Below are 26,363 nucleotides of genomic sequence, written 5' to 3'. Positions count from 1 at the left end.
CCCAAAAAAACGACAAGAAGGCGTCGGCAACTTCTGCCTGTGCACTAGAGTCATAGCTAGCAAAGGTAGCGCTGTCTGCGCGCTGAGGTGTTATATGAGTCATCCCATCACCGCCCTGGTCATCATGGGCGTTGCCGGTTGCGGCAAGACGTGCGTCAGCGAGGCCCTGTGCCAATTGAGCGGCGCCACTGCCATTGAAGGCGATACTTTCCATCCGGCCGCGAACATCGAAAAGATGAGCGCGGGGATCCCCCTGAACGACGACGACCGTGCCGGCTGGCTCGACAGCCTGTGCGATGAACTGCGTCGCGTCGACGCGCTGGGCGAACGCCCGGTGCTGACCTGCTCGGCCCTTAAACACAGTTATCGCGAAGTGTTGCGCAGCGCCTTGCCGGGCCTGGGTTTCGTGTTTCTTGAATTGACCCCTGAAGTCGCCGCTGAACGTGTCTCCCATCGTCCGGGCCACTTCATGCCGGCCACGTTGATCGAAAGCCAGTTCGCCACCCTCGAATCGCCCAAGGGCGAACCGTTGACGTTGGCGCTGAACGCCTCGATCCACAGCGTTGAAGAACTGGCGTCCCAGGCTCACGTCTGGTGGCAGGCCCACGGTCTGAAACAGGCGGTATGAGTGTGTTGAAAGAGATAGCGCTGTCGCCCCGACTTCTGTTTAACCCGCTTTAATAACAACAACAATCCAGGAGACACCCCCAATGTTTGGCATGTCCCACGACGCCTACCTGCTGCTCGATGCAGTGGTCACGGTAATCGGCCTGATTATCCTGATCACCAAATTCAAGATTCACCCATTTATTTCCCTGACCATCGCTGCGGCGTTCCTTGGTCTGACTTCCGGCATGCCGATCGGCACCATCATCAAGGCGTTCCAGGACGGCTTCGGCGGCGTGCTCGGTTTCGTCGGCATCATCCTCGCGCTGGGCACCATGCTCGGCAAAATGATGGCCGAATCGGGTGGGGCGGATCAGATCGCCCAGACCCTGATCCGCGCATTCGGTAAAGACAAAGTCCAGTGGGCGATGATGTTTGCCGCGTTCCTGGTGGGCATTCCGCTGTTCTTCGAAATCGGCTTCGTATTGCTGATTCCGCTGGTGTTCATCGTCGCGCGCCGCACCGGCGTGTCGATCATCAAGATCGGTATCCCGCTGCTCGCCGGCCTGTCCGCCGTGCACGGTCTGGTGCCACCGCACCCGGGCCCGCTGCTGGCCATCGGCGTGTTCGGCGCTGACATCGGCAAGACCATTCTCTACGGTCTGATCGTTGCGCTGCCGACCGCGATCATTGCCGGTCCGATCTTCGGTACGTTCATCGCCAAGCACATTCCGGGTCACCCGAATCAGGAACTGGTCGATCAACTGGCCCGCGAAAACGATGATTCGGCGAAATTGCCGAGCTTCACCATCACCCTGATCACCGTGCTGCTGCCGGTGTTCCTGATGCTGCTGAAAACCTTCGCTGACGTGGCGCTGCCGGACGGTCATTTCTTCCGCACGTGGATGGACATGATCGGTCACCCGATCTCCGCACTGCTGCTGGCGTTGCTGTTGTCGCTGTACACCTTCGGGCACAAGCAAGGCATCGGTTCGCAACAGATGCTCAAGTGGCTGGATGCGAGCCTGGCGCCAACCGCGGCGATCATCCTGATCATCGGTGCCGGCGGTGGCTTCAAGCAGATGCTGGTCACCAGCGGTGTGGGCGACGTGATTGGCCACATGGCGGTCAGTGCACAGATCTCGCCGATCCTGCTGGCGTGGCTGGTGGCTGCGGTGATTCGTATCGCGACCGGTTCGGCAACGGTCGCGACTATCACTGGCGCGGGCATTGTGGTGCCGGTGGTGGGGATGATTCCGGGCGTCAACCGTGAGCTGCTGGTGCTCGCCACCGGTGCGGGTTCGTTGATTCTGTCGCACGTGAACGACGCCGGTTTCTGGCTGGTGAAGCAGTACTTCAACATGACCGTGGCCGAGACGTTCAAGACCTGGACGGCGATGGAAACCATCCTCTCGGTGGTTGCGTTGGGCTTTATCCTGTTGTTGTCGCTGTTCGTTTAAGCGCTTCTTCGTTTAAGGAAAGCGCAGACACAAAAAAACCGCAGCGATGCGGTTTTTTTGTGGGTGATCGTTCCCACGCTCTGCGTGGGAATGCCTCAATGGACGCTCTGCGTCCGCTTTGGGACGCGGAGCGTCCCGGGCTGCATTCCCACGCAGAGCGTGGGAACGATCATGCGTTAACCGGCGGATTTCGGGGCCAGGCCATCCGCCCGAAACATCCCGCGAATCCCGCGTACGGCCTGTCGAATCCGGTCCTGGTTTTCGATCAGCGCAAAGCGCACGTGATCATCGCCATACTCACCAAAACCAACCCCCGGCGAGACGCAGACCTTGGCTTCGGCCAGCAGTTTCTTGGCGAATTCCAGCGAACCCAGATGCGCGTACGCCTCGGGAATCTTCGCCCAGACATACATCGACGCCTTCGGGTTCTCGACCATCCAGCCCAGTTCATGCAGGCCTTTGACCAACACATTGCGACGCTGGCGATACTGCTCGGCGATGTCGCGCACGCATTGTTGATCACCTTCCAGTGCGGCAATTGCCGCGACTTGCAGCGGGGTGAAGGTGCCGTAGTCGTGGTAGCTCTTGATCCGCGCCAGGGCGTTGACCAGTTCCGGGTTACCGACCATGAAACCGATGCGCCAGCCGGCCATGTTGTAGCTCTTGGACAGGGTGAAAAACTCCACCGCGATGTCCTTGGCGCCCGGCACCTGCATGATCGACGGGGCTTTCCAGCCGTCGTAGACGATGTCGGCGTAAGCCAGATCGTGAATCACCAGCACGTCGTATTGCTTGGCGAGGGCGATCACCCGTTCGAAGAAATCCAGTTCCACGCACTGTGCGGTCGGGTTCGACGGGAAACCGAGGATCATCATTTTCGGCTTCGGAATCGAGCCACGAATCGCCCGTTCCAGCTCATCGAAGAAGTCCACGCCCGGCACCAGCGGCACCGAACGCACCTGGGCGCCGGCAATCACCGCACCGTAGATGTGAATCGGGTAGCTGGGGTTTGGCACCAATACGGTGTCGCCCTGATCGAGGGTCGCCAGCATCAAATGCGCCAGGCCTTCCTTGGAGCCGATGGTGACAATGGCTTCGCTTTCCGGGTCGATGTCGACCGCGTAGCGATCCTTGTACCAGTTGGAAATCGCCCGACGCAGGCGCGGGATGCCCTTGGACGTGGAGTAACCGTGGGTGTCTTCGCGTTGGGCAACTTGTACGAGTTTTTCGACAATGTGCGGCGGCGTGGCGCCGTCGGGGTTGCCCATGCTCAAGTCGATGATGTCTTCACCACGACGCCTGGCGGCCATCTTCAGCTCGGCGGTGATGTTGAAAACGTAAGGGGGGAGTCGATCTATGCGCGTAAAGCGGCGCGGCGAACCTTGTTCAGCCATTGTTGCCTCGGATAACGTAAGCGCCCGGAACCGTCCGAGCGACGCTGGTCACTGCGGTGACCTGTTGGCGAAGATAAGGGCAGTGATGGCAGACTGTCCAGCCTGTGCGTAAACAATTTTTTCCCAAGGAAATCGGTAGATGGAATTCACCAGCGGCTTCTTGCTGAGCCTTTCGCTGTGCCTGGATATCGGCGTGGCCAACATCGCCATGATCACATTGGCGATGCAGCGCGGTTACTTTCAGGGCTTCGCGCTGGGCCTCGGCACCTGTGTCGGCGACCTGATTTATGCGGTGCTGGCGCTGGCAGGGATGACGGTTCTGCTGCAATACGAAAGCGTGCGCTGGGTGCTGTGGATCGGCGGTTCAGCGCTGCTGATCTACTTTGCGGCGAAAATGATTTATTCGGCGATCCATCACGAAGCGCAACTGGCGGCGACGGCTGAAGTGGGGCAGAACTCCCATCGCAAGGAGTTCTTCCGCGGGATCTTTCTCGCGATGTCCTCGCCGAGCGCAATCCTTTGGTTCGCCGCTGTTGGCGGTACGTTGATCGCCCGTTCCGGTGGCGGCGGGCCGGTGAGTTCGGCGCTGTTCCTTGGTGGTTTCCTCTGCGCCGGGCTGCTGTGGTCGGCCGGTTTGTGCTTCGCCGCGAGCCATGGCGGCAAGCTGCTGGGCGACAAGCTGTTGCGCTATTCCTACATGGCATCTGCAGCGATCTTCTGCTATTTCGCGGTGTACGTGATCGTATCTGGTTACAACGAATTTGTGGGTTCGGGCGCCGTCGAGCAGTTGCACGCGTTGTAAACGTGCGATTTGGATGCGGCTTTCTATACTCCCAGCCGAACCCCCTTTTTTGTTCCAGGAGTCGAGTCATGGATGAGCAAAAACGCGTCGAAGTGGCTGAACCTCGCTTCGAACATGGACACTTCCTGCTGATTGCAGGTTTCCGCGGTCGATTTACCCAAGACACAGCAAAAGACATTCCGGCGCTGTGGGAAAAGTTCTTGCCGCACCTGGGAAATATCCCGGGGCAAAAGAACGAAGTGACCTACGGTGTCTGCAGCAATTTCGATGGCAAGGGTGGCTTCGATTACATCGCCGGGGTGGAAATCAGCAAACTCGATGACCTCGACCAGAAGGTCTACCAGTGGGTGGAAGTGCTGCCCCGGCAATACGCCGTATTCGAGCACAAGGGACCGCTCGAACAATTGCCGCAAACCCTGCAGTACATCTACAAAACCTGGCTGCCGACCTCTCACTACGTGGAGCTCAACGCCCCGGAGCTGGAGCGCTACAGCGCCGATTTCAATCCGAAGCTGCACACCGGCAAACTGGAAATCTGCGTGCCGGTCGATACCAAGGCCTGAGCCGACAAACATAAGGCGGATCAATGATCCGTCTTATGTTTTCAACGCTGTTTACGCCGCGTGCGCAGCACGTCGATCGCCAGCGTAATGAAGCCGAAAGTACTGATGCCCAACACCATCAACAGACCGATTTCAACGCTGCTCATAAGCGGTTTCCCCCAAGGGTAGTTTGAGATACACCGCAGAAATAGCCCGCCGCCTGCACGAAGAAAAGCGCTTATACGCAAGCTTTACGCCGCCTGTACGCATCGATATGCAGGCCTTATTCCTTTATGCTTTCGGCACTTTCTCCTGCTGATTTCCGAGCCGCCATGAACACCGTCATTCGCAACGTCACCGCCGCCGACCTGGACCGCTGCTACGCCATCGAAACCGTTGCCTATGAAGGCGACGAAGCGGCTACCCGCGAGAAGATCGCCACGCGCATCGCCACTTGGCCGGAAGGCTTCGTGGTGGCTGAAGTGGATGGCGTCGTCGCAGGCTTCGTCAATTCCGGCGCGGCGTTTGATGTGCAGATGTCGGACGAGGCGTTCAAGGAACTGATCGGCCACGACCCGAAGGGACCGAACGTGGTGATCATGTCGGTGGTGGTGCACCCGGATTATCAGGGGCAGGGGTTGGCCAAGCGTTTGATGGGCGAGTTCATCGAGCGTATGCGCGGGATGGATAAAGCGACGATTCATTTGATGTGCAAAGAACAGCACATCCCGTTGTATGCCGGGTTTGGGTTTGCCTACATTAAACCGTCGGAGTCTGACCACGGCGGCATGGCGTGGCACGAGATGATCCTCACTCTCTAACCCAGCACTGATCAAAACTGTGGGAGCGAGCCTGCTCGCGAAGAGGCCGTGTCAGCCAACCAATTTGTTGACTGATATGACGCTTTCGCGAGCAGGCTCGCTCCCACAGGGTGTTGTGGCGTTTGAAAATCCGCGTTTAGTAAAGGGTGTCGTTTACTCTTTTCGGCGCTTCCCGGTCGTAGGTTTCGGCGTCGAACTCGCCATCGTTCAGACGTTTGTGGAAGGCACCGGCAGAGGGCAGGGCCGAGCGCGGCAGATGCGTTTCAGGATTCCACGCATCCGAGCGGACGAAGGCTTTCGAGCAATGAAAGAACGCCGCTTCCACCGTCACCAGCAACACCGTTTTCGCCGGTTTGCCATTCACCGCAAAGCTTTCCAGCAGCTCAGGCTCAGCGCTGATCGTCGCGGTGCCATTGACCCGCAAGGTCTCGCCAATCCCCGGGATGATGAACAACAGCGACACCCGCGAATCCTGCAGCACATTGCGCAAGGTATCGATGCGGTTATTGCCCGGGCGATCCGGCAGGGCCAGCGTGCGCTCATCGATGATCCGCACAAACCCCGGTGCATCCCCGCGCGGCGAATTGTCGAGGCCATCAGCCCCCACCGAGCTGACGATCACCAGCGGCGAGACGCGCACCATCGCCTGATAATCCTCGTTGAGAAAGCCGATCTGCTTGCGCACCGCACGTTCGTGGGGCAATCCGTAAATAGCTTCCAGTGCTTCGATTGAATCGATCATCGTGTTCCCCTCGATGATTTAGAAAAACAGCCCCATGCGCCGTTCGTAACCGATCCGGCCCTTGTACGCTTCGCCGCTGTCGACGTAGCCGTGCTTGGCGTAGAGCGCGATCGCCGCGTCGTTGTCTGCGTCCACCGACAATTCCAGTCCTTTGATTTCCGGCCAGGCCTGACGCGCGACTTCGGGCAACGCTTGCAGGCAGGCCTTGCCGTAACCCTTGCCCTGCGCGCGGTGATCGACCTGCAACGCATGCAATGTTGCGCTGTGCTCATCAGCCCAGGCCGGCAAGACGGGTGGGCGTTTGAGCAGAAGAAACGCCACCGGCACGTCATCCGCCAGCAGCGCAAAGCCCTTCACGCCCGGGCCGGGTTTCGACAGCAGGGTGTGCAAGGCCCCGTGGATATCGCCGGAAAACTTGATCTGCTCGGCATGGATTTCAATCGCTTCGACTTGCTGACGCTGCAAGGCGTTCAGGCTGTCGTACGGCACGAGTTGGGCTGACACGGGAATTTCCTTTTTCCTACAAAGTAAGTCGCGGATTCTAGCGATTTTGTCTTCTGTAGAATTTTTTTGTTTGGATCTGTCGATCTGCCAAATCGCCGAACGACTAAGGGTGTCTTCACAACAAAAACCACGGAGAACACCATGAGCGCAGCCAGTGAAATCCAGACCCTGATCAACACCTACCGCGAAGCCGTGATGGCCAAGGACGTGGAGAAAGTCATGGCGCTGTATGCCGACGACATCGTCTCCTTCGACGCGATCAAGGCCCTGCAATTCAAGGGCAAGCCCGCCTACCGCGCGCACTGGGTGGCGTGCATGGAAATGTGCCCCGGCCCGCACATTTTCGAGTTCCACGAAATCGCCATCGAAAGCGCCGACAACATCGCCTTCGCCCACTGGGTGGCCAACTGCGGCGGCACCAACGACAAGGGCGAAACCCAGAGCTGCTGGATGCGCGTCACCGCCTGCTATCGGCAGATTGGCGGAGCATGGAAAATCGCCCACGAACACTGGTCGGCGCCGTTCGATCCGATGAGCGGCGCGACGCTGTTCGATGTGACCCCCTGATCTTCAGCCATAGTTGAACCGTCCGATTCAGGAGAACGCCATGAAGTATTTATGCCTGGTTTACAGCGATGAGCGCCTGCTGCATTCATCGCCCGACAGCCCGCAAGACGCTGAATGCTGGGCCTACGCAGAGTCGATCGAGGGCAGTGGGCGGATGGTCGCTGCCGAAGCGCTGGAGTCGGTGCAGACTGCCACCACGGTGCGCATGCGCAACGGCAAGTTGTCGATCACCGATGGCCCGTTCGCCGAAACCAAGGAGCAATTGGCCGGCTTCTACCTGATCGACGCCAAGGACCTCAACGAAGCGCTCCAGGTCGCCGGCAACATTCCGGCGGCGCGGGTTGGCAGCGTTGAAGTGCGCCCGGTGCGGCAGTTGAATGTCTGAAGTCCGGGCGCGGGTCGAGCAGGTCTATCGCGAAGACTCGCGGCGGATTCTGGCGACGCTGATTCGCCTGCTCGGCGATTTCGACCTCGCCGAAGAAGCCTTGCACGAGGCGTTCTTCGTCGCGGTCGAGCGCTGGCAGCGCGACGGCGTACCGGACAACCCGCGCACCTGGCTGGTCTCCACCGGACGCTTTAAGGCCATTGACGTATTGCGCCGACGCGCGCGGTTCAAGGCTTCGCAGCCATTGTTGTTGGCGCAACTGGAAGAACTGGAGCAGGCTGACTGGAGTGGCGAGGACGTGGAAGACGATCGTCTGCGGCTGATCTTCACCTGTTGTCACCCGGCGCTGGCGGCGGATGCGCAGGTGCCGCTGACCTTGCGCGAAGTCTGCGACCTGACCACCGAGGAAATCGCCCGCGCCTTTCTCGCCGCGCCAGCGGCGATTGCCCAGCGCATCGTGCGGGCGAAAGCCAAGATCCGCGACGCGAAAATCCCTTATCAAGTACCGAGCCTGAGCGAATTGCCCGAACGCCTCGACAGCGTGTTGCGGGTGATTTATCTGGTGTTCAACGAAGGCTATTCGGCGTCGGGCGGGGCCGAGGTGACCCGTGAGGATTTGACGCGTGAGGCGATCAGATTGGGGCGGTTGTTGATGGAGTTGCTGCCGGAGCCGGAAGTGATGGGGCTGTTGGCGATGATGCTGCTGCATGAATCGCGACGGTTGGCGCGCACTTCGCCGAGTGGTGAACTGGTGCTGCTGGATGATCAGGATCGCTCACGCTGGGATGCCGGATTGATTGCTGAAGGTTGCGCGCTGGTCGAGCGTGCGCTGACTACGCGGCGGTTTGGACCGTACTGTTTGCAGGCAGCGATTGCGGCGGTGCATGCCGAGGCGCCGTCAGCGGCAGAAACCGATTGGGAGCAGATCGTTGGCTTGTATGACGTGCTGTTGCGCGCGGTGCCTTCGCCGGTGATCGAGTTGAACCGGGCGGTGGCGGTGGCCAAGCGTGATGGGGCGCTGAACGGATTGAATTTGATTGAAGGGATTTTGGCGCGCGGCGAGTTACAGGATTACCACTTGGCGCATTCGGCGCGGGCGGAGTTTTGTCGGCAGTTAGGACGGGTGGAGGAGGCGAGGGCGGCGTATTTGCGCGCGCTGGAGCTGACCCGACAAGAGCCGGAGCGGCGGTTTATTGAAGGGCGGCTCATGGCGCTGGAATTGCCCTCACCCTAGCCCTCTCCCAGGGGGAGAGGGGACTGATTGGGGGATATTGGAGAGGTTCACCGACTTGAACGATCGGCTTTGAATCCGGAACCGACCCAATCTGGTCGAGGGTTAAGGCCGCAATGAATCCATAATCGACTCGGTCTCTCAGGTCTATGTACAACGCAAGACACCTCGGTCGGCCCCTCTCCCTCCGGGAAAGCTGACTGATTGGGGGATATTGGAGAGGTTCACCGACTTGAACGATCGGCTTTGAATCCGGAATCGACCCAATCTGGTCGAGGGTTAAGGCCGCAATGAATACATAATCGACTCGGTCTCTCAGGTCGATGTACAACGCAAGACACCTCGGTCGGCCCCCTCTCCCTCCGGGAGAGGGCTGGGGTGAGGGGGGGGGCGATCTTCAGCCGCTATTCCAGCATCTTGCTCAACAACCAACTCCCCGCCGGCCCCGGCGGATACAGCCGCGACCACAAGGCATCGACAAACACCGGTTTCGGCCAGCCGCGCACCTTTAATTCCACGAGCGTGCCATTACCGAAACGGCCCACCAACCAACGCGGCAGCGGCGCCCAGCCGAAGCCCATTTCAGCCATTTCCATCAGCATCAGATAACTCGGCGCCGACCAAACCCGGCCCTTCGCGCGACTGTCGTAGGGATTGACGATCGTCGCCAGACGCAGCTCGCGATGCTGTTCCAGGATGGCTTGATCAACATTTTCCAACATCGTCAGCGGGTGGTCAGGGCTGACGAACAGCGCGATATCGGTGCGTTCGGCGACGGTCGAGGTCACCAGATCCGGCGGATATGTGTCCTGCATTTCGGCAAAGGCCAGATGCGCCCGACCGCGCTGGACCAGTTCGATCAAGTCATCGCACTCGGCAATCAAGCATTCCAGTTCCAGATCCGGATAACGCTGCTCAAACCCGACCAACGCTGCTTCGAAACGCGCCGACTGGTAAGTATCGGAAATCGCCACGGTCAGCTTCGGCTCGACGCCTTGGGACAACTGCCGCGCCGTCATCTCCAACTGACTGTTGGCCGCGAGAATCGCCTCGGCTCGCTGCAACATCAGGTGGCCGGCCGGGGTCAGCGTCGGTTTGCGGCTGCTGCGATCGAACAACACCAGGTCCAGATCGATCTCAAGGCTGGCCACTGCCGCACTGATCGTCGACTGACTGCGCCCGAGTTTGCGCGCCGCCGCCGAAAACGAACCTTGCGTGGCCGCCTGGACAAACGCCAACAGCACTTCCTGAGAGATCATCAACTATCGCCTTGATCGATGGTAATTGATTATGAAGTATCGGTTTGGGGATGGATCATGGCAACCATCTTCACTCAAGGAGTCAGGCCATGACTGCCCACAAATCCCTCTCTGAACGTATTTTCCAGGCCATTGGTTTCGAACTGCTGGCCATCCTGATCTGCACGCCGTTGCTGGCGTGGATCATGCAAAAACCGATGCTTGAAATGGGCGCGGTGACTGTGTTGATCGCCCTGTTGGCGCTAGGTTGGAACGTGCTGTTCAACCGCTTTTTCGATCGTCTGCTGGAACGGCTGAACGTGGCGCACAACGCCTGGGTGCGTGTGGTGCATGCGCTGCTGTTCGAAGGGGGCTTGATCGTGATGGGCGTGCCGCTGATTGCCTGGTGGCTGTCGGTCAGCCTGTGGCAGGCGTTTTTGCTCGACATCGGCGTATTGCTGTTCTTTCTGCCGTACACCTATGTGTATCACTGGGGTTACGACGTACTGCGCGAACGCTTCATGACCCGCCGCGTCTGTGGGGGTTAACCCCTGATCCCCGTGTAGGAGCTGCCGCAGGCTGCGATCTTTTGATCTTGCCGTTAAAAATCAAGATCAAAAGATCGCAGCCTGCGGCAGCTCCTACAGGGGGTAAGTGTTTTCAACGGGGATTAGAGGAACATACCGCCGGAGGCCTCAACCCGCTGGCCATTGATCCACTGCGCATCCGGCGACAGCAACAACGCCAATGCCCCGCCAATGTCATCCCGCTGCCCAGCGCGCCCGAGCGCGGTGTTGTCGGCGACCATCGCATTCACCGCGGCATTGTCGCGAACGGTGCCGCCACCAAAATCGGTTTCAATCGCACCCGGTGCCAGGGTGTTCACGGCAATCTGCCGCGCGCCCAGTTCTTTCGCCTGATAGCGGGTCAGCACCTCGATCGCGCCTTTCATCGCCGCATAAGCACTGGCACCGGGGATGGTGAAACGCGCAAGGCCGCTGGATATGTTGATGATCCGGCCGCCGTCGTTAATCAATGGCAGCAGTTGCTGAGTCAGGAAGAACGGCCCTTTGAAATGCACGTTCATCAGCATGTCGAATTGCTCAACGCTGGTCTCGGCAAAACTGACATGCAGACCGACCCCGGCGTTGTTGATCAGGAAATCAAAACGCTGACGTTCGAACGTTTGCGTCAGGGCTTGCTCAACCCGAGTGGCGAAATCGGCAAAGCTGTCGCTGCGGCCAACGTCCAGTTGCAGCATCACGGCTTTGGCGCCGAGTGCTTGCAGTTCGCTGACCAGCGCCTGAGCCTCATCGGCGCGGCTGTGATAAGTGCCGATGATGTCGACGCCTTGAGCGGCGAGGTGCAGTGCGGCGTTTTTGCCCAGGCCACGACTGGCACCGGTGATCAATGCGATTTTGCGGTTCATGGGACGTCCTCGATTGCGATGAGTGGTGATGATGGAACTCAGTTTATTTATCCGTAAAGAGGTGATAAACAGACTGAAATCGGAATCACTGATCGGCTCAGCCGAACAATGGACGGGTGCCTCATGAACAAACTGGAACTGCTGCGCACCTTCGTGCGGGTCAGCGAATTGTCGAGTTTCACCCTCGCAGGCGAGAACCTCGGGCTGCCGCGTTCAACGGTGTCGGAGCATGTACAGGCACTCGAAGCCCTGCTCGGCACGCGCCTGTTGCAACGCACCACACGCAAAGTGCAGGCGACTCAGGACGGTCTGGTGTTGTACGAACGCAGCAAGGATCTGCTCTCGCACATGGACGAGATCGAAGGCCTGTTTCGCCAGGACGAAGCGTCGCTGACCGGACGTATTCGGGTCGACATGCCAAACATTCTCGCGCGACGTCTGGTCATGCCGAGCCTGCCAACCTTCATGGATCGCCACCCGAATCTGGAGCTGGAAATCAGCACCACCGACCGCCGCGTCGATCTGCTCAGCGAGGGTTTCGATTGCGTCGTGCGCATCGGCGCGCAGCCTGATCAATCGGTGGTGGCGCGGCACCTCGGTGACTTCCCCATGGTCAATTGCGCCAGCCCCGCCTACCTCGCGCGCTACGGCGTGCCGCAGACGCTGGAGGATCTCGCGCAGCATCGCCTGGTGCATTACGTCGGCGTGCTCGGTTCGCGTTCGGAAGGGTTTGTGTACGAGGAGGGCGGTCAGGTTAAACGCCTGCCGATGGCCGGCAGTGTGACGGTCAACAGCACTGATGCTTATGAGTCGGCATGCCTGGGCGGTTTCGGTCTGACGCAGGTGCCGCGCACCGGCATGCAGCCGCATCTGGACAACGGCGAACTGGTCACCGTGCTGCCGCAATTCACCGCGCCGGCGATGGGTATTTCATTGCTGTATGCGCGGCAGCGGCATTTGCCGCTTCGGGTCAGGGTGTTCATGGATTGGCTCGGCGATCTGATTCGCTCCGCGCTCTAACCAACACCCCACATTCCCCTGTAGGAGCTGCCGAAGGCTGCGATCTTTTGATCCTGTTTTTAAAGATCAAAAGATCGTCCGAACGCGGCCCGAGCCTGCGGCAGCTCCTACAGGGAATCATCAGAAGATCTGGGTGAACAGCCAGTACAGGCTGCCCGACAGCAGGATCGCCGCCGGCAGCGTCAGCACCCACGCCATCAACAGATTGCGGATGGTCTTCATCTGCAACCCGCCACCGTTAGCGACCATGGTCCCGGCCACACCCGAAGACAACACGTGCGTCGTCGACACCGGCAAACCGAACATGTCCGCCGCGCCAATGGTCAGCATCGCCACGGTTTCCGCCGACGCGCCTTGCGCATACGTCAGGTGCGTCTTGCCGATCTTCTCGCCGACCGTCACCACAATCCGCTTCCAGCCCACCATGGTGCCCAGACCGAGCGCGATGGCCACGGCGATCTTCACCCACAGCGGAATAAACCGCGTGGCGTTGTCGATCTGCTGTTTGAACAATTGCAGTTTGCCGCTGGTGTCGGCGTCGAAATTGCCGGCCTTGTTCTTGTCCATCAAGCGAATGGTTTCGCTGGCCAGGTACATGTCGTTGCGCACGTTGCCCATGGCTTCGGCCGGGACTTTCGCCAGCGAGCCGTAGCCTTTGACCTCTTCGCCGATGTGCCCGGTGAGAGCGGCGAGGGCGGGGATCAGTTGCGGCGTGGCTTGCTTGCTGCGCACGTAATCGGAAAGGATCGGCCGTGGATCGGCGGGCGCCGGCAGCGGTGCACTTTTCACCAGCGCTTGCTGGGTGACTTGCGCTACGGCGGCAAACTGCAGCGACTGTTCTTCCGGCATGGTGCGGTTCAAGGCATAGGCCATTGGCAGGGTGCCGACCAGAATCAGCATGATCAGGCCCATGCCTTTCTGGCCGTCGTTGGAGCCGTGGGCGAAGGACACGCCGGTGCACGTGGCGATCAGCAAACCGCGAATCCACCAGGGCGGCGGGGTGTTGCCTTCAGGGGCTTTGTACAGTGAACGGTTCTTCACGAAAGCGCGCAGTGCCAGCAACAACAACGCCGCACAACCGAAACCCACCAGTGGCGACAGCAGCAGCGCGTAACCGATCTTGGTCGCCTGCGCCCAGTCGACACCGCTGGTGCCGTCGCGCCCGTGCATCAAGGCATTGGCCACACCGACACCGATGATCGAACCGATCAGCGTGTGCGACGACGAGGCCGGCAAGCCCAGCCACCAGGTGCCGAGGTTCCACAGAATCGCGGCGATCAGCAGCGCGAAGATCATCGCGAAACCGGCGGATGATCCGACTTGCAGAATCAGCTCCACCGGCAGTAAAGCGATGATGCCGAACGCCACTGCGCCGCTCGAAAGCAGCACGCCGAGGAAGTTGAAGAACCCCGACCAGACCACGGCGACATTCGGCGGCAGCGAGTGGGTGTAGATCACCGTGGCCACGGCGTTGGCGGTGTCGTGGAAACCGTTGACGAACTCGAAACCCAGCGCAATCAGCAGCGCCACACCGAGCAGCAGGAATGGCGTCCAGGTGGTGACCGCGGTACCCAGCTCATGCATGTCGTGCATCAGGCTGTAGGCGGTGAACAGCATCCCCATCGCCAATACCGCAAAAAAGATCACGTAGGTAAACGGGCTGGTTTTTTTATCAAGGGCCGGCCTGCCGCTGGCGGCGGACGCGGTGCTTGCGGTCAGGGAGGGAGTAGCCATGAGCGGACAATCCTGAGCGAGGGAAGGAGTGTCGCCCATGATCATTGCAGAATGTTACAGAGAGACTGCGCCATGTCAGTGTTTGGCTGATTAATCCCACCGTCGGTCTTAAGGCCGATGAGGTCCCCTGTGGGAGCGAGCCTGCTCGCGAAGACGGAGTGTCAGTCACCATCATTGTTGAATGACAGATCGCTTTCGCGAGCAGGCTCGCTCCCACAGGGGATCTGTGCTGGACATAAGGTTCGGTGGTCAGTAATCCCCGCGTTTACGGAAGGCCCAACGCCCGGCAATCACCGTAAACGTCGCCACCAGCGCGACCAATATCCAGAACCCCTCCGGGTCTTGCGACAACGGCACGCCACCCACATTCATCCCGAAAAAACCGGCAATGATGTTGATCGGCAATGCCAGCACCGTCACCACCGTCAGGGTAAACAGTGTGCGGTTGCTCTGTTCATTGAGGTTGGCGGCGATCTCTTCCTGCAACAACTTGATCCGCTCACCGAGGGCGGTGAGGTCGTTGATGATCAGGGCAAACTCCTCGGTGGACTTGCGCAGTTCCTTGACGTCCTCCTTCTGCAACCACGGCGGTGGCCGGTTGAGCAGGCGCAGCAGCGACCCCGGCTCCAGTGCCAGCAGCCGTTGCAAGCGCACCAACACCCGCCGGTTGGCGCCGAGCTCGGCGCGGTTGGTCGACAGGCGCGAGGAGAGCAATTCGTCCTCGATCTGATCGACGCTCAGGCTGGTCTTGCGCACGATCTGCGTCAACACTTCGCCCTGATCGCGCAGCAGATGCACCAGCAGTTCCGAAGGCGAACGAAAGCGCTCGCCGGCCTTCACCGACGAGCGCAGTTTGTCCACCGAGTGCAGCGGTTGCAGGCGCGCGCTGACGATCAGTTTGCTGCGCACGCAGACCCACAGCGTCGACACGTCGGAGGAAACCATGCTGCTGAGGTTGAACACCACATCGTTGACCACCGCCAATAACGCCGAGTCGACATGCTCGATGCGCGTCGACCGCGAGCCTTCGTGCAGCGCTTCGAAAAATTCCTCGGGCAATTGCAGATGACTTTTCATCCAGCGCTCGCACGCCGCATGCGCCAGATTGAGGTGCAGCCAAAGGAATTCGCCCGTGTCGTTGTCGTCCTGCAAGCAGCGCAACGCTGTCGCCGAGTCGACTTCGCGGCCACGCTCACCGGGCAGGAAACGAAAGCCGTAGAGCAGGCCAAACAGATCAGGATCGCGATGACTGATGTCGAGGCTGTGGTTCATGAAGGCTCGCTGCGAAGAGGGTGCGTCGGTCGCGCAAATGGCAGGTTCACTGAGCCGCATCATCGCAATGTCACATGACGTTTGTGTGACAGCAAAATGACGCCAAATCAGCGACTTGCCGGCGGTCGGATTTTCTTCAAGAAGCGCTCTGGTACGCCGATCACGCTTAGGTTACGTTGCGCGCGCTTGGCCATGAGCCAAGGCTCGCCGACACGGATGTCCGGCACAATTTCACGCCTTACCGGGCGTGCCTCATCCTTGTCCTGAGTATCTTTCGATGCTGCAAAAATCCCTGAGAGCGCAAATTCTCGCCCTGCTGAGCGGCAGCCTGCTGGCGATGCTGTTGATCGCGCTGGCCTGTTTTCATTTCCTCTCCAACGGCGTGCAAAGCTACAGCCAGTTGATCGCCGGTCCCCTGCACACATCGCAATTGATCGACGAGGCCAATCTGCAATTCAAGGTGCAGGTGCAGGAATGGAAAAACGTTCTGCTGCGTGGCAAGCAACCGGCGGATCTGAGCAAATATTGGGGGCAGTTCGAAGACCGCCAGCGCGATGTGCAGAATATCCTCGGTGAACTGGCCAGCCAGAAGGGCCTTGAGCCAAGCCTGAAAAACCGTATCGAACGCTTGCGTGATGAGCACCGTCAGCTCGGTTCGGCCTATCAGAAGGGCCGCGATGCCTACGTGGCGGCCGGTGGTGATCCGACGGCAGGCGACAACGCCGTCAAAGGTGTCGACCGTGCCACCAGCGATCAGATGAGCGAACTGGTCAGCGAGTTGCGCAAACAGGGGACCGAGCAATCGGCGCTGATCAGTGCCGAGGCCGATCGCACCGTGTGGCTGGGGCTATTGGTGATGCTCGCGTCGGGCTTGCTGATCGGCCTGCTGAGCCTGTGGCTGGTCAACCGCAACCTGGTCGAACCGATCCGCAAACTGATCGATTACGTCACTCAATTGAGCCGCGGCAAACTGGCCGAGCGTGTGGTCAGCGACCGCCAGGATGAGCTGGGCAACCTCGCCGCAGCGGCCAACACCTTGCGCGATTTCCTCGCCGAAACCTTCACTCGTTTGCAGCGCAGTGCCAGCGATCTGGACAGCGCCAGCGGCGAGTTGAATGCCATCGCCACGACCATGGCCGGCGGTACCAATGAGCAGTTCAACCGTACCGATCAAGTCGCCACGGCGATGAATGAAATGTCCGCCACCGCCCAGGAAGTGGCGCGTCACGCCGCCGATGCCGCGCGTGCGGCCGACGATGCCGACCAGTCTGCCCAGCAGGGTGAGAAGGTCATGCAGAGCACCATTCACTCGATCACCCAGATGCGCGGCGAAATCGCCAACACCGCCACGGTGATCCGTCGTCTGGAAGCCGACAGCGGCCGTATCGGCAAAGTGCTGGAAGTGATTCGCGGCATCGCCGAACAGACCAACCTGCTGGCGCTCAACGCTGCGATCGAAGCGGCGCGTGCCGGTGAGGCCGGGCGTGGTTTTGCCGTGGTCGCCGATGAAGTGCGCAACCTCGCACAGCGTACCGCTGAGTCGATCATCGAGATCAACCAGATCATTCAGAGCGTGCAGACCGGTGCGGTGGATGCGGCGCAAGCCATCGACAGCGGCCAGACGCGCAGTGACGAAAGCGTTGAGCAGGTGACCCAGGCCGGCGCGATGCTGGAGCGTATCACTCACGCGGTGGAGGCGATTCGCGACATGAACCGTCAGATCGCTACCGCTGCGGAAGAGCAGACCTCCGTAGCCGAGGACATCTCGCGCAACCTCACTGAAATCACCTCGATCGCCAGCACTAACCTCGACAACGTGCAGCGCACCGAAAGCGCGAGCCAGAACCTGCATAGCCTGTCGGGGCAACTGAACGAAGTCACCGCGCGCCTGAGCGCCTGAGGTGATTGAGCGTGTACCGGTTCGGATACCGAGTCGGTACACAGTCGATCTCAATTACCTGCGGCCGTGGTCGATGACCGGTTATCTATAACCGGCATTGGAGCCTTTTCATGGTCAGCATCACTTCAGTTTCGATCAATCAGACCGTCACCACACCTTCCAGCAAAACGGCGATCACTGATGTCGGTGACGACACCTCAACCAGCGCGACCACCAGCGCTGGCGTGGCTGCCGATACCAGCAAAGTTGCCGCAGGTGGCGGCGCTGCGCCGGCGGGCGACAGCAGCTCCAGCAGCAGCGAAGAATCGGATTCGGTGAAAGAACTGCGCAAGCAGATTGCCGAACTGCAGAAGCAATTGCAGGAACAGCAGCAAGCGTTGCAAGCGGCGCAGGCGAAGCAGGAAAGTTCGGATGCCAAGGCCGCCGAAGTAGCCGCTGCACAAGCGCAGATCACCGCTACCTCGGCCTCCCTGTCTACCGCAACAGCCTCGCTGTTGCAGGCGTTGCAGGATTCCGACTCGAGCACCTCGGGTTCGCTGGTCAGCACCTCGGCGTGATGCCCTTTCCCCTCACCCTAGCCCTCTCCCAGAGGGAGAGGGGACTGACCGCGGTGTTCTTTCGAGGTACGCCGACCTGAAATATCGAGTCGTACTCAGGTCCTTGGTGTTTCCTTGTCGGCTGCAAGATTGCGAGTCGAACTCAGGTCTTGAATATCCCCCGATTAGCTCCCTTTCCCCCTCGCCCCCTTGGGGGCGGTCCGACGTTTCGGGAGGGCTGGGGTGAGGGGGAGAAAATGCCACTGACAACACATCAATCAAGCCAGACACCAAACGCAAAAAAGCCGCACGATCTTTCAATCGTGCGGCTTTTGGTGGTGCGTTCAATCAAGTGTCTTGCTTGTTGCTCAACACCTTACCGGTAGTCGCATCGAAGTCCACATCGAACTCTTTGCCATCAGCGGTTTTCAATTCAACTTCATACTCATAACCGTTGAAGTGGTTATCCAGGTCAGTGTCAGTAATGGTCGCACCCGGATGCAGTTTCAGCGCTTCGGCGTTCATCGACTCCAGCGACTTGATCTTGCCGGACTTAACCAACTCAGGGATCTGGTCGACGCGTACGTCAGCTTGGGCCAGGCCAGCAGTGAGGGTCAGGGCAGCGGCGGTAAACAGGGCAGTCAAAGTTTTCATCGGTTCAATCCTTTAGTGTTTGTCTGAGCGGGTGTGCTGTTTCAGTGAGTTCAGATTAACCAGCGCAACTTAACTCACCCTTAAAACCGCCCGTTCGATTGCGTCGTTTGTTCAATTACCCCACGTCGTGACATTTCATGCTGTGCCCTCGATCAATGGAGGTGCAGATGAAACGTTTGATTGCCGGGTTGTACGCGCCACTGTTCTGGGGCGGCTTTATCGGGTTGGGTGTGTGGCTGGCAGAGGCCTCGACCCTATGGCTGTTGCCGCTGTTTCTTGCCGCGCTGGTAGTGTCGTTCATGGCGGAGTGGGCGCTGCCTTATGAGGTGCATTGGAATCGTGCGGCCGATGATCGCCGACGCGACATACTCCATGCGCTGGTCAACGAAGCGTTGAGTGCGTTGGGGTTACTGGCATTACCGGGACTGGTTGCCGTGCTCGCGATTGACGGTGTGTGGCCAAGGGGCTGGCCGTTGTGGCTGCAACTGGGGCTGGCGATTGTTATTGCCGATGCCGGTATCAGCCTGATGCATTACGCCAGTCATCGCGTGTCGTGGCTGTGGCGATTGCATGCCGTGCATCACAGTGTTGAACGTTTATATGGCTTCAACGGATTGATGAAGCATCCTTTGCATCAATTGCTCGAAGCATCGGCGGGGCTGTTGCCGTTGCTGGTGCTGGGCATTCCGTTACAGGTCGCGACGCTGCTGGCGTTCGCCATCGCGATCCAGCTGTTGTTGCAGCATTCGAATGTCGACATGCGTATCGGTTTTTTGCGCCGTATTTTCGCCTGGGCGCCGCTGCATCGTTTCCATCACATGAAGTACGGACGCGCGGGAGACGTGAATTTCGGGCTGTTCTTTACCGTGTGGGACCGGCTGCTGGGCACCGGTTTCTACACCGAGAGTTACCGGATCGGCCAGGGCGATTTGGGGATTGGCAGTCGCCCGGATTTCCCTCGCGACTATGTGGCGCAATTGCTCGATCCGTTCGAAGCAGTGAAGTTGAGTCGCGAACCGCAAGTGCCCGATGCGCTGCGCCGCTGAGTCAGTCGAGCAGTTTCAGGTCGATGTGTTGCAAGGCCTGGCGCGCAGTCACGCCGAAGAGTTTTTTCAGACTGCGTGAGAAGTGCGCCGAATCGGCAAAACCTGCGTTGTGCGCAGCGGATGTCACCGGCTCGCCCGCCAGAATCGAGGCCATTGCCCTGCGCAGACGCCGCCACAACACCAGCCTGCGCACTGGCAAACCGACCTGGCTGACCAACAGTCGCTGCAACTGGCTCAGGGATAAATTCGCCGTGTCGGCCACGGCGCGGGCGGCGACTTTATCGGTCAGTGAAGCGTCCAGCGCCGTCAGCGCACGTTCGATACGCGGGTCACTCAGTGAACGACGCGGGCATTGGCGGATCGCCAGATCAAGCGCTGGCAACGTCAGTTCGGCGTTAAACAACGCATCACGCAACGCGTGTGCAGCAAACAGCAACGGTTCGGCGTAAACGGTAAACAGCGGATCCGGCGCTTCAACAATTGCATGGCGCACGTTTGAGGCAATCAACAGCCGCGAGCTGCTGAGGGTTTCGCCATCGAGCAACACCGTTACGGGGCGCTCGGGGGCAAGAATAATCTGGTGGGCGTAGTGGCAATGGGGCGCCGTGCGCCCCGACACTCCGTGGATCAGGCCATAGTCGTGCCCCAGCCAGAGGCGGCCTGTCCACTCGGTGTGTGTGGTCACTCAGAAACCGTTGTTCTTCAACACCTGATCGACACTGGCAGCGGCCGGGCGTTTATAGAACTTCAACAGTTCGCTGGCACGGTTGGTGAAGATACCGTCGACACCGGCCGCCATGACTTTCTCGAAATCCACTGGCTCATCGACGGTGTAGACGTGCACCAGCAGGCCCTGATCGTGGGTGTATTGGTTCATCCACGGTTGCACCAGATCCGAATAGCTCTGATCGCCGCCCTTGGTCAGCTTCGCCGAAGGACCGGTGCCGATTGCACCTTGAGCCTTGGCGTAATCCACCCATTGCTTGAATTCGGCTTCGGACTTCGGCTCTTGTTTGCCGTAGAAAACGTTTTTGTCCTTCTCGCCGGACTCGGCGAAGGTCACCTTGGATTTCGGCTCGATGCTGCCTTCACCGACCCACAGCAACAGAATCTTCGGCACCTGCGGCATCTCCTTTTGCAGCAGTTCGAGGCTGTTTTTCTCGAACGTTTGCAGAATCACCTTGCCTTTGCCCTGACCGACACCCAGAGCACTTTTTGCCAGCTTCGAACCGGCCGGGCTCAGCCAGCCGCGATCCTGCAGTTTCTCTTTCAGGTCTTTCTCGATCCCGGGAAACAACTGCGGCTCTTTGGTCTCGATATACAGGCCAGGCTTGTGTTGCGGATTGGCTTGGGCGATGTCGATGATTTCATCGAGGGTCAGAATTTTCAGCCCGGCATAGGTCGGGCGCGCGCGATCGGGGTAGGCCGTGTTGTACCAGCTACCGGCATCGAGGGTTTTCAGTTCGGCCATGGTGAAGGCGTTGGCCGGGCTGTCCTTGCGATCCGGGAACTTGGTCGCGACGTCGGTGGTGCGTTGCAGATTGTTGTCGTGCAGGGCGAAGAGCACGCCGTCCTTGCTGCGCTGCAAGTCCATTTCCAGGTAGTCGGCGCCGAGATCACGGGCCAGTTTGTAGGACGCCGCAGTGGATTCCGGTGCATCGAAGGACGCGCCACGGTGGGCGATCACCGCCGGGTGCGGGATGCCGTTGGCGGCAGCGACTGCATGCGGATCAGTCTGGCTGGCGGCATGCGCCTGACCGAGGCCGAGCAGCAGGCTCAGTACCAGAGCGCTTTTGGTGAAAGTAGCGGGCATGTTCGAGTTCCTTTCGCGGGGCAATTTCAAAGACGTACCTTTTAACAACTGAAGCGCTCGGGTGCTATCGCAGGACCGACATAAACGTATTAAAAGCGATTTTTCCTGCACTTTTGTGGCGCGGTTTGCAGTACGCTTGCCCTCGGCAGACGTCCCGGCAGAGGGCGCGCCGTCAGTTGCCCTGCGTGTAAACCATCGATCAACTTTCGTGAGGTTTACCATGCGCATCACCTCTCAACTCATCTGCCAGGCCGCCGACGACCTCAAGGGCTTTGTCGGCCTCAACCGCAAGACCGGTCAGTACATCGTGCGATTCAGCGAAGACTCGTTCGGCATGGACGTGGCCGATGACGGCATCATTCCTGTGAATGAATTTGTCTGGGCGCCGGCGACAGCGCAGACAATGACGCTTAAACGCGCGTTGATTCAGTTGTTGCTGGATCAGAACATCGATGAGCGGATCAACATCACCGAGCCGTTGCGGGTGTATATGAGCAAGGTTGAGGTGCCGGAGATTGAGGCGGTACGCAGTCTGGTGCGGGGCTGATATTTTTTGTTGCAGTGCGGGCCTCTTCGCGAGCAAGCTCGCTCCCACAATGGATCTGTAGCGTTCACAAATCCCCTGTGGGAGCGAGCTTGCTCGCGAAGGCGGCCGAAAGTATGCCCCTGCAATTACTGATTGAACCGATACTCACGCTCAACCCGACACACCCGCGTGTGAAACGCCGAATACCACTGCGAGCGCCCACGCTCCTGAATCAGCCGATGCTCAGGGTGCTGCCGCCACGCCAGAATCGCCGCTTCGCTTTCCCAATACGACACCGTAATCCCGACGCCATCTGCCCCTCGAACCGACTCCACCCCGAGAAACCCCGGCTGCTCACTCACCAATTCGGCCATGCGCTCAGCCGCCTCGGCATAACCGTTGTCACCCTCGGTGCGGGTCGACGTAAAAATCACCGCAAAGCAGGAGGCCATCAACGCGGCTCCACGCAAGCTTCGACAAACGCGCGCACCAGCGGCGGCATCAACCCTTTGAGCGCGGCACGTTCCGGCTGAAATAGCGTGGCGACAAAGAACCGGTGATCCTTGAGTTCAATCGCACGCAAATCCCCCGACGAATCATGACCCACGGCGTGTAGCCGATCCTTCAACAGTTGCTGTTCGAACAGCGGATTCACACCGAAGCGGCAGCGATAGCCTTCATGAATCTGCGACGTTTCGTACGCCTTGGCGATCAACGAACCGGGCACGAGATGAATGCTGTCCACCGTTTCGACCAGTGAGCAGGTCAACGGCGTGAGTACCGCTCGCTCGGAGTCGGGCGATGTCTCGCCATGCTCAGCATCCGTCCAACCCAACACGTTGCGGGAAAACTCCAGCACCGCATGCTGAAAACCGCCGCAGGTGCCGAGGAAAGGACGCTGCTGTTCGCGGGCAAAACGGATCGCCCGCAGTGCGCCGGCTTCACTCTTGTAAGGACTGGCGGGGACGCACCAGAAACCGTCGAAGTGCCCGAGCGGCGTGTCGGCGTGAATCTGCTCGGTGGGCAGCCATTCGAATTGCACGTTGCGGTCGAGGTGTTCGGCGACCAGACCGAGGGCGACGGGAATGGCTTGGTGGGCGGTGACTTGCGGGTCGTAATCGCCGATCAGGGCGATACGGATGGCGCTGTTTTCCATTGGGGGTTCCCTGCGCTTGTTGATCGATGGCACTCACTATAGATTGGCGTTCACGCACTCAATATGGGCGTTTCCCCAAGTGATCAATGCAGCGACGCACTATCAGCTCGACTACCCCGATCTGGCCCTGATTCTTGCCTTGGTGCGCGGCGGCTCTCTGGCCCGGGCGTCGCAGCTGTTGAAGGTCGACGTGTCAACGGTGTTTCGCGCCGTGCGCCGTCTTGAAGCTGCACTGGGTCAGCAATTGTTCGAAAAAAGCCGCGCCGGCTATTTACCGACAACTCTCGCGCAGACGCTGGCCGAGCAAGCCGAACGCGCCGAGCAGGCACTGGAGGCTGCGCGCATTGGTGTGGAGCAGGGCGGCGAGGTGGTCAGCGGCACGGTGCGCCTGACCTGCACTGACTCTGTGTTGCAAGGCTTGCTGCTGCCGGCGCTGGCGCAGTTCATGCCCAATTACCCGGCGCTGACCATTGAGCTGAGCACCTCCAACGATTTCGCCAACCTCAGCCGCCGCGACGCCGACATCGCCCTGCGCCTGACGCGCACACCGCCCGAGCATCTGGTCGGACGGCAACTGGCGAAGGTTTCCTACAGGGTCTGCGCCAGTTCGCGTTATCTGCAGAACGTCGATGCGTCGGATCTGGCGGCGCTGACCTGGATCGCCCCGGATGATTTTCTACCCGATCATCCGACCATCGCCTGGCGTCGTCAGCATCTACCCGGCGTTACACCGGGTTATCGCTGCAACAGTATGTTGTCAGTCACGGAGCTGGTGCGTGCGGGCCTCGGCGTTGCAGCGTTACCGGACTTTCTGATCACCGAGGGCTTACAGGCATTGAGCGAACCGCTGCACGGTTATGACACCGCGCTTTGGCTGCTGACCCGTCCGGATTGCCGGGCGTTGCGTTCGGTGGTGACGTTGTTCGATGAGTTGGGGCGAGCGCTGCGTTTGCCGTGATCAGCGCTGCGGATTCTGGCGCATGTGATCGTGCAACTCGCTGGTCAGGCTGGCGATACGTTCGGTGAGGTTTTTGGTCATTTCGGTGAGGCGGGTGTTCTGCTCAAGCAGCTCAAGCAGTTGCGTGGTGTTCTTCGCGGCTTGGGCCTGACGCTCGGTATTGGCCTGTGCCAGCGCTTCACGGTGTTGTGCGTCAGCATCGGCTTGCGCTTTGTCGCGCGCGGCCTGGCGTGTTTGTGCGAGCAGAATCAGCGGCGCGGCGTAGGCCGATTGCAGGCTGAAGGCGAGGTTCAACAGGATGAACGGGTAAACGTCGAAGGTGGTCACGCCAAACACGTTGAGGCAGACCCACAACAGCACAATCAGGGTTTGCGCGCCGAGGAACATCGGCGTGCCGAAGAACCGCGCAAACGCCTCGGCGCGCAGGGCGAAGGTGTCGTTGCCGAACGTGGTGCTGAGATGGGCGTGGGGGCGGTGGAAGCGCAGGTGATCGACGGGGACTGCTTCAGGTGTTGCGGGTTTTTCAGTGGTCATGGTGCACTCGGCAGGACTTGAGACTGAAGCTCACTATTGTCCTGCATTGCGGCTCATGGCCCTTTCGCGAGCAGGCTCGCTCCCACATTGGATTGCATTTCCCTGTGGGAGCGAGCCTGCTCGCGAAGGTCGCGCCTCGGTCTACTGTCCCTGCAGCGATTACCCCGGCGCCCGCTCATTGGCAAACATGCTCACGGCATCCACCGCCTCACTGGCGCCATCACGAATCTGCAAGATCACCGTCCCCGCCTGATTCGCCAATTCGACCCCTTCAGCCGCGCGACCCCGAGTGCCTTCCATGCTCTTGATGGCCTGGCGGGTTTCGCTCTGGATCAAACCGATCATGCTGGATATCTCCGCCGTCGAGCCGCTGGTACGTGCCGCCAGTTGTCGTACTTCATCGGCAACTACGGCAAACCCGCGGCCCTGCTCACCGGCGCGCGCGGCTTCAATCGCGGCGTTGAGCGCCAGCAGATTGGTCTGGTCGGCAATCGCGCGGATGGTGTTGACGATGGCGGTGATCTGCTCGGAGCGCTCCCCCAGTTGCGCAATCAACGTTGAAGATTGGGCGATGTCCTCGGCGATTTCGCGCATTTCGCTGGCGGCTTGCTGGATCACCTGCGTACCTTGTTCGGCGACTTTTCGCGTGGCCACCGAGATGTGATACGCCGCGCTGGCACTGCGCGCATCCTGCTCGTGTTGCTCAACGCGCGCGGTCACATCGGAGGCGAACTTCACCACTTTGCACAGGCGCCCGGCCGCATCGTAAACCGGGTTGTAATTGGCTTCGAGCCAGACGATTTGCCCGCGTTTATCCACGCGCTCGAACTGACCGTGGAACAGCTCGCCCTGGTTCAAGCGCCGCCAGAAATCCTGATAAGCGCTGCTGTTGACCAGTTCCGGCGTACAGAACAAACGGTGGTGTTTACCTTTCAGCTCGGCAAGGGTGTAACCCATTCGCGTCAGAAAATTCTGATTGGCCGTGAGAATACTGCCGTCGAGATTGAATTCGATGACCGCCATCGCCCGGTCAATGGCCTGCAACTTGGCGTTGGCCTCGCTTTCCTGCTGCACCTTGGCGGTCACGTCCATGGCGTACTTGACCACTTTCACCACACGACCCGAGGCATCCTTGATCGGGTTGTAGCTGGCTTCAAGCCAGATCGGCTGACCCTTGCTGTCGACCCGCTCAAACGTACCGGACTGAAACTGGCCGTTTTTCAGGCGTGACCACAACTCCGTGTATTGGGCGCTGCGCCCGAACTCTGGCGTGCAGAAGCGTCGATGGGGCTGGCCGATCGCTTGTTCGGCGGTGTAACCCATGGTCTTGAGAAAGTTGTCATTGGCACGCAGCACCACGCCATCGAGGTTGAACTCGATCACCGCCATCGAGCGATTGATCGCATCGAGCAGTCCGGCTTGTTCGGTGAGGGTGCGCTGAAGGTCGTCGATGGCGGATTTGTGGCGATTGAAGAACATGCTCGCAGTACTCT

The 26,363-nt window shown here is 59.8% G+C and carries 29 protein-coding genes; 15 read left to right on the top strand and 14 right to left on the bottom strand.

The genetic code is table 11. The features are described from left to right. Nucleotides 1-94 precede the first annotated feature (94 nt). Nucleotides 95-628 (top strand): gluconokinase, encoded by a 534-nt coding sequence (locus tag P3G59_RS22080; protein ID WP_250608208.1) that lies wholly within the window; start codon nucleotides 95-97, stop codon nucleotides 626-628. Nucleotides 629-710: 82 nt separating this feature from the next. Next, nucleotides 711-2,066 carry a GntP family permease gene (locus P3G59_RS22075; RefSeq protein ID WP_034153367.1) on the top strand — a complete coding sequence of 452 codons (1,356 nt, stop codon included), beginning with the start codon at nucleotides 711-713 and terminating at the stop codon, nucleotides 2,064-2,066. Nucleotides 2,067-2,242: 176 nt separating this feature from the next. Here the strand turns inward: P3G59_RS22075 and alaC are convergent, their stop codons facing one another. Further along, entirely contained in the window at nucleotides 2,243-3,460 is a 1,218-nt protein-coding gene (alaC, locus tag P3G59_RS22070; RefSeq protein ID WP_277758957.1) for an alanine transaminase, read from the bottom strand. A gap of 139 nt (nucleotides 3,461-3,599) precedes the next feature. Here alaC and P3G59_RS22065 point away from each other — a divergent pair, with 139 nt between their 5' ends. The 3 genes from P3G59_RS22065 (at nucleotide 3,600) to P3G59_RS22055 (ending at nucleotide 5,625) form a co-directional block, all read left to right on the top strand. Beyond that, nucleotides 3,600-4,262, top strand: a complete 663-nt coding sequence (locus tag P3G59_RS22065; protein ID WP_016984180.1) for a LysE family transporter — start codon at nucleotides 3,600-3,602, stop codon at nucleotides 4,260-4,262. Nucleotides 4,263-4,330: 68 nt separating this feature from the next. Further along, nucleotides 4,331-4,825: a GyrI-like domain-containing protein gene (locus P3G59_RS22060; protein WP_277758956.1), complete on the top strand. Its 495-nt coding sequence runs from the start codon at nucleotides 4,331-4,333 to the stop codon at nucleotides 4,823-4,825. 311 nt (nucleotides 4,826-5,136) lie between these two features. Continuing rightward, nucleotides 5,137-5,625 (top strand): GNAT family N-acetyltransferase, encoded by a 489-nt coding sequence (locus P3G59_RS22055; RefSeq protein ID WP_277758955.1) that lies wholly within the window; start codon nucleotides 5,137-5,139, stop codon nucleotides 5,623-5,625. 136 nt (nucleotides 5,626-5,761) lie between these two features. On the opposite strand, the gene P3G59_RS22050 is transcribed toward P3G59_RS22055, so the two are convergent. Together P3G59_RS22050 and P3G59_RS22045 are read right to left on the bottom strand one after the other, a co-directional pair. Beyond that, nucleotides 5,762-6,367, bottom strand: a complete 606-nt coding sequence (locus tag P3G59_RS22050) for a pyridoxamine 5'-phosphate oxidase family protein (protein ID WP_277758954.1) — start codon at nucleotides 6,365-6,367, stop codon at nucleotides 5,762-5,764. A gap of 18 nt (nucleotides 6,368-6,385) precedes the next feature. Then, nucleotides 6,386-6,871 (bottom strand): GNAT family N-acetyltransferase, encoded by a 486-nt coding sequence (locus tag P3G59_RS22045; RefSeq protein WP_277758953.1) that lies wholly within the window; start codon nucleotides 6,869-6,871, stop codon nucleotides 6,386-6,388. 141 nt (nucleotides 6,872-7,012) lie between these two features. Here P3G59_RS22045 and P3G59_RS22040 point away from each other — a divergent pair, with 141 nt between their 5' ends. The 3 genes from P3G59_RS22040 to P3G59_RS22030 are packed head-to-tail and all read left to right on the top strand — an operon-like array spanning nucleotide 7,013 to nucleotide 9,057. Next, nucleotides 7,013-7,438, top strand: coding sequence for a nuclear transport factor 2 family protein (locus P3G59_RS22040; RefSeq protein WP_277758952.1), 426 nt, complete (start codon nucleotides 7,013-7,015; stop codon nucleotides 7,436-7,438). Between the two features lie 40 nt (nucleotides 7,439-7,478). After that, nucleotides 7,479-7,823 (top strand): YciI family protein, encoded by a 345-nt coding sequence (locus tag P3G59_RS22035; RefSeq protein ID WP_277758951.1) that lies wholly within the window; start codon nucleotides 7,479-7,481, stop codon nucleotides 7,821-7,823. Then, complete coding sequence (locus P3G59_RS22030) at nucleotides 7,816-9,057, top strand: RNA polymerase sigma factor (protein WP_277758950.1); 1,242 nt, start codon at nucleotides 7,816-7,818, stop codon at nucleotides 9,055-9,057. Before P3G59_RS22035 ends, P3G59_RS22030 begins: the two co-directional genes overlap by 8 nt. Before the next feature lie 401 nt (nucleotides 9,058-9,458). Here P3G59_RS22030 and P3G59_RS22025 read toward each other — a convergent pair whose 3' ends face one another. After that, nucleotides 9,459-10,313 (bottom strand): LysR family transcriptional regulator, encoded by an 855-nt coding sequence (locus tag P3G59_RS22025; RefSeq protein WP_277758949.1) that lies wholly within the window; start codon nucleotides 10,311-10,313, stop codon nucleotides 9,459-9,461. Nucleotides 10,314-10,402: 89 nt separating this feature from the next. Here P3G59_RS22025 and P3G59_RS22020 point away from each other — a divergent pair, with 89 nt between their 5' ends. Next, entirely contained in the window at nucleotides 10,403-10,840 is a 438-nt protein-coding gene (locus P3G59_RS22020) for a multidrug/biocide efflux PACE transporter (protein WP_277758948.1), read from the top strand. A 122-nt stretch (nucleotides 10,841-10,962) separates the two neighbouring features. On the opposite strand, the gene P3G59_RS22015 is transcribed toward P3G59_RS22020, so the two are convergent. Then, nucleotides 10,963-11,721, bottom strand: a complete 759-nt coding sequence (locus P3G59_RS22015) for an SDR family oxidoreductase (RefSeq protein WP_277758947.1) — start codon at nucleotides 11,719-11,721, stop codon at nucleotides 10,963-10,965. Nucleotides 11,722-11,844: 123 nt separating this feature from the next. On the opposite strand from P3G59_RS22015, the gene P3G59_RS22010 reads away from it, so the two are divergent. Continuing rightward, entirely contained in the window at nucleotides 11,845-12,741 is an 897-nt protein-coding gene (locus P3G59_RS22010) for a LysR family transcriptional regulator (protein ID WP_277758946.1), read from the top strand. A 120-nt stretch (nucleotides 12,742-12,861) separates the two neighbouring features. On the opposite strand, the gene P3G59_RS22005 is transcribed toward P3G59_RS22010, so the two are convergent. Together P3G59_RS22005 and P3G59_RS22000 are read right to left on the bottom strand one after the other, a co-directional pair. Then, nucleotides 12,862-14,475, bottom strand: a complete 1,614-nt coding sequence (locus P3G59_RS22005; protein WP_277758945.1) for an inorganic phosphate transporter — start codon at nucleotides 14,473-14,475, stop codon at nucleotides 12,862-12,864. Nucleotides 14,476-14,724: 249 nt separating this feature from the next. Further along, nucleotides 14,725-15,747 (bottom strand): transporter, encoded by a 1,023-nt coding sequence (locus P3G59_RS22000; protein WP_277758944.1) that lies wholly within the window; start codon nucleotides 15,745-15,747, stop codon nucleotides 14,725-14,727. 277 nt (nucleotides 15,748-16,024) lie between these two features. Here P3G59_RS22000 and P3G59_RS21995 point away from each other — a divergent pair, with 277 nt between their 5' ends. Both P3G59_RS21995 and P3G59_RS21990 read left to right on the top strand, forming a co-directional pair. Beyond that, nucleotides 16,025-17,647: a methyl-accepting chemotaxis protein gene (locus tag P3G59_RS21995; RefSeq protein ID WP_277758943.1), complete on the top strand. Its 1,623-nt coding sequence runs from the start codon at nucleotides 16,025-16,027 to the stop codon at nucleotides 17,645-17,647. A 110-nt stretch (nucleotides 17,648-17,757) separates the two neighbouring features. Next, on the top strand, nucleotides 17,758-18,204 hold the full coding sequence (locus P3G59_RS21990; RefSeq protein WP_277758942.1) for a hypothetical protein: 447 nt from the start codon (nucleotides 17,758-17,760) through the stop codon (nucleotides 18,202-18,204). A 327-nt stretch (nucleotides 18,205-18,531) separates the two neighbouring features. Here the strand turns inward: P3G59_RS21990 and P3G59_RS21985 are convergent, their stop codons facing one another. Continuing rightward, nucleotides 18,532-18,837 carry a PepSY domain-containing protein gene (locus P3G59_RS21985; protein WP_007917758.1) on the bottom strand — a complete coding sequence of 102 codons (306 nt, stop codon included), beginning with the start codon at nucleotides 18,835-18,837 and terminating at the stop codon, nucleotides 18,532-18,534. 167 nt (nucleotides 18,838-19,004) lie between these two features. Here P3G59_RS21985 and P3G59_RS21980 point away from each other — a divergent pair, with 167 nt between their 5' ends. After that, nucleotides 19,005-19,883 carry a sterol desaturase family protein gene (locus tag P3G59_RS21980; RefSeq protein WP_277758941.1) on the top strand — a complete coding sequence of 293 codons (879 nt, stop codon included), beginning with the start codon at nucleotides 19,005-19,007 and terminating at the stop codon, nucleotides 19,881-19,883. 1 nt (nucleotide 19,884) lies between these two features. On the opposite strand, the gene P3G59_RS21975 is transcribed toward P3G59_RS21980, so the two are convergent. Both P3G59_RS21975 and P3G59_RS21970 read right to left on the bottom strand, forming a co-directional pair. After that, entirely contained in the window at nucleotides 19,885-20,568 is a 684-nt protein-coding gene (locus P3G59_RS21975) for a helix-turn-helix domain-containing protein (protein ID WP_277758940.1), read from the bottom strand. Then, nucleotides 20,569-21,696 carry a glycerophosphodiester phosphodiesterase gene (locus P3G59_RS21970; RefSeq protein WP_277758939.1) on the bottom strand — a complete coding sequence of 376 codons (1,128 nt, stop codon included), beginning with the start codon at nucleotides 21,694-21,696 and terminating at the stop codon, nucleotides 20,569-20,571. A 220-nt stretch (nucleotides 21,697-21,916) separates the two neighbouring features. On the opposite strand from P3G59_RS21970, the gene P3G59_RS21965 reads away from it, so the two are divergent. Next, nucleotides 21,917-22,243: a DUF2025 family protein gene (locus P3G59_RS21965; RefSeq protein WP_277758938.1), complete on the top strand. Its 327-nt coding sequence runs from the start codon at nucleotides 21,917-21,919 to the stop codon at nucleotides 22,241-22,243. A gap of 125 nt (nucleotides 22,244-22,368) precedes the next feature. Here the strand turns inward: P3G59_RS21965 and P3G59_RS21960 are convergent, their stop codons facing one another. Next, a complete protein-coding gene (locus tag P3G59_RS21960) occupies nucleotides 22,369-22,674 on the bottom strand; it encodes an antibiotic biosynthesis monooxygenase (protein ID WP_277758937.1) in 306 nt (101 codons plus the stop codon). Next, entirely contained in the window at nucleotides 22,674-23,378 is a 705-nt protein-coding gene (locus tag P3G59_RS21955; protein WP_277758936.1) for a CTP synthase, read from the bottom strand. The genes P3G59_RS21960 and P3G59_RS21955 overlap by 1 nt, the downstream gene beginning before the upstream one ends. A gap of 16 nt (nucleotides 23,379-23,394) precedes the next feature. Here P3G59_RS21955 and P3G59_RS21950 point away from each other — a divergent pair, with 16 nt between their 5' ends. Then, on the top strand, nucleotides 23,395-24,336 hold the full coding sequence (locus P3G59_RS21950) for a LysR family transcriptional regulator (RefSeq protein WP_277762193.1): 942 nt from the start codon (nucleotides 23,395-23,397) through the stop codon (nucleotides 24,334-24,336). On the opposite strand, the gene P3G59_RS21945 is transcribed toward P3G59_RS21950, so the two are convergent. Both P3G59_RS21945 and P3G59_RS21940 read right to left on the bottom strand, forming a co-directional pair. Further along, entirely contained in the window at nucleotides 24,337-24,870 is a 534-nt protein-coding gene (locus P3G59_RS21945) for a DUF1003 domain-containing protein (protein ID WP_277758935.1), read from the bottom strand. A gap of 159 nt (nucleotides 24,871-25,029) precedes the next feature. Beyond that, on the bottom strand, nucleotides 25,030-26,349 hold the full coding sequence (locus tag P3G59_RS21940; protein ID WP_277758934.1) for a methyl-accepting chemotaxis protein: 1,320 nt from the start codon (nucleotides 26,347-26,349) through the stop codon (nucleotides 25,030-25,032). Nucleotides 26,350-26,363: the final 14 nt, after the last annotated feature.

The sequence above is a fragment of the Pseudomonas sp. A34-9 genome, from assembly GCF_029543085.1.
GTDB lineage: Bacteria > Pseudomonadota > Gammaproteobacteria > Pseudomonadales > Pseudomonadaceae > Aquipseudomonas.
Note: the sequence above shows the minus strand (reverse complement) of the source record. Positions and strands in the feature narration are given on the sequence as shown.

What these genes read in the sequence shown, in the direction of transcription:
- P3G59_RS22080 (WP_250608208.1), top strand. Translation starts at nt 95, where the DNA reads ATGAGTCATCCCATCACCGCCCTGGTCATCATGGGCGTTGCCGGTTGC.
- P3G59_RS22075 (WP_034153367.1), top strand. Translation starts at nt 711, where the DNA reads ATGTTTGGCATGTCCCACGACGCCTACCTGCTGCTCGATGCAGTGGTC.
- alaC (WP_277758957.1), bottom strand. Translation starts at nt 3,460, where the DNA reads ATGGCTGAACAAGGTTCGCCGCGCCGCTTTACGCGCATAGATCGACTC.
- P3G59_RS22065 (WP_016984180.1), top strand. Translation starts at nt 3,600, where the DNA reads ATGGAATTCACCAGCGGCTTCTTGCTGAGCCTTTCGCTGTGCCTGGAT.
- P3G59_RS22060 (WP_277758956.1), top strand. Translation starts at nt 4,331, where the DNA reads ATGGATGAGCAAAAACGCGTCGAAGTGGCTGAACCTCGCTTCGAACAT.
- P3G59_RS22055 (WP_277758955.1), top strand. Translation starts at nt 5,137, where the DNA reads ATGAACACCGTCATTCGCAACGTCACCGCCGCCGACCTGGACCGCTGC.
- P3G59_RS22050 (WP_277758954.1), bottom strand. Translation starts at nt 6,367, where the DNA reads ATGATCGATTCAATCGAAGCACTGGAAGCTATTTACGGATTGCCCCAC.
- P3G59_RS22040 (WP_277758952.1), top strand. Translation starts at nt 7,013, where the DNA reads ATGAGCGCAGCCAGTGAAATCCAGACCCTGATCAACACCTACCGCGAA.
- P3G59_RS22035 (WP_277758951.1), top strand. Translation starts at nt 7,479, where the DNA reads ATGAAGTATTTATGCCTGGTTTACAGCGATGAGCGCCTGCTGCATTCA.
- P3G59_RS22030 (WP_277758950.1), top strand. Translation starts at nt 7,816, where the DNA reads ATGTCTGAAGTCCGGGCGCGGGTCGAGCAGGTCTATCGCGAAGACTCG.
- P3G59_RS22025 (WP_277758949.1), bottom strand. Translation starts at nt 10,313, where the DNA reads ATGATCTCTCAGGAAGTGCTGTTGGCGTTTGTCCAGGCGGCCACGCAA.
- P3G59_RS22020 (WP_277758948.1), top strand. Translation starts at nt 10,403, where the DNA reads ATGACTGCCCACAAATCCCTCTCTGAACGTATTTTCCAGGCCATTGGT.
- P3G59_RS22015 (WP_277758947.1), bottom strand. Translation starts at nt 11,721, where the DNA reads ATGAACCGCAAAATCGCATTGATCACCGGTGCCAGTCGTGGCCTGGGC.
- P3G59_RS22010 (WP_277758946.1), top strand. Translation starts at nt 11,845, where the DNA reads ATGAACAAACTGGAACTGCTGCGCACCTTCGTGCGGGTCAGCGAATTG.
- P3G59_RS22005 (WP_277758945.1), bottom strand. Translation starts at nt 14,475, where the DNA reads ATGGCTACTCCCTCCCTGACCGCAAGCACCGCGTCCGCCGCCAGCGGC.
- P3G59_RS22000 (WP_277758944.1), bottom strand. Translation starts at nt 15,747, where the DNA reads ATGAACCACAGCCTCGACATCAGTCATCGCGATCCTGATCTGTTTGGC.
- P3G59_RS21995 (WP_277758943.1), top strand. Translation starts at nt 16,025, where the DNA reads ATGCTGCAAAAATCCCTGAGAGCGCAAATTCTCGCCCTGCTGAGCGGC.
- P3G59_RS21990 (WP_277758942.1), top strand. Translation starts at nt 17,758, where the DNA reads ATGGTCAGCATCACTTCAGTTTCGATCAATCAGACCGTCACCACACCT.
- P3G59_RS21985 (WP_007917758.1), bottom strand. Translation starts at nt 18,837, where the DNA reads ATGAAAACTTTGACTGCCCTGTTTACCGCCGCTGCCCTGACCCTCACT.
- P3G59_RS21980 (WP_277758941.1), top strand. Translation starts at nt 19,005, where the DNA reads ATGAAACGTTTGATTGCCGGGTTGTACGCGCCACTGTTCTGGGGCGGC.
- P3G59_RS21970 (WP_277758939.1), bottom strand. Translation starts at nt 21,696, where the DNA reads ATGCCCGCTACTTTCACCAAAAGCGCTCTGGTACTGAGCCTGCTGCTC.
- P3G59_RS21965 (WP_277758938.1), top strand. Translation starts at nt 21,917, where the DNA reads ATGCGCATCACCTCTCAACTCATCTGCCAGGCCGCCGACGACCTCAAG.
- P3G59_RS21960 (WP_277758937.1), bottom strand. Translation starts at nt 22,674, where the DNA reads ATGGCCTCCTGCTTTGCGGTGATTTTTACGTCGACCCGCACCGAGGGT.
- P3G59_RS21955 (WP_277758936.1), bottom strand. Translation starts at nt 23,378, where the DNA reads ATGGAAAACAGCGCCATCCGTATCGCCCTGATCGGCGATTACGACCCG.
- P3G59_RS21945 (WP_277758935.1), bottom strand. Translation starts at nt 24,870, where the DNA reads ATGACCACTGAAAAACCCGCAACACCTGAAGCAGTCCCCGTCGATCAC.
- P3G59_RS21940 (WP_277758934.1), bottom strand. Translation starts at nt 26,349, where the DNA reads ATGTTCTTCAATCGCCACAAATCCGCCATCGACGACCTTCAGCGCACC.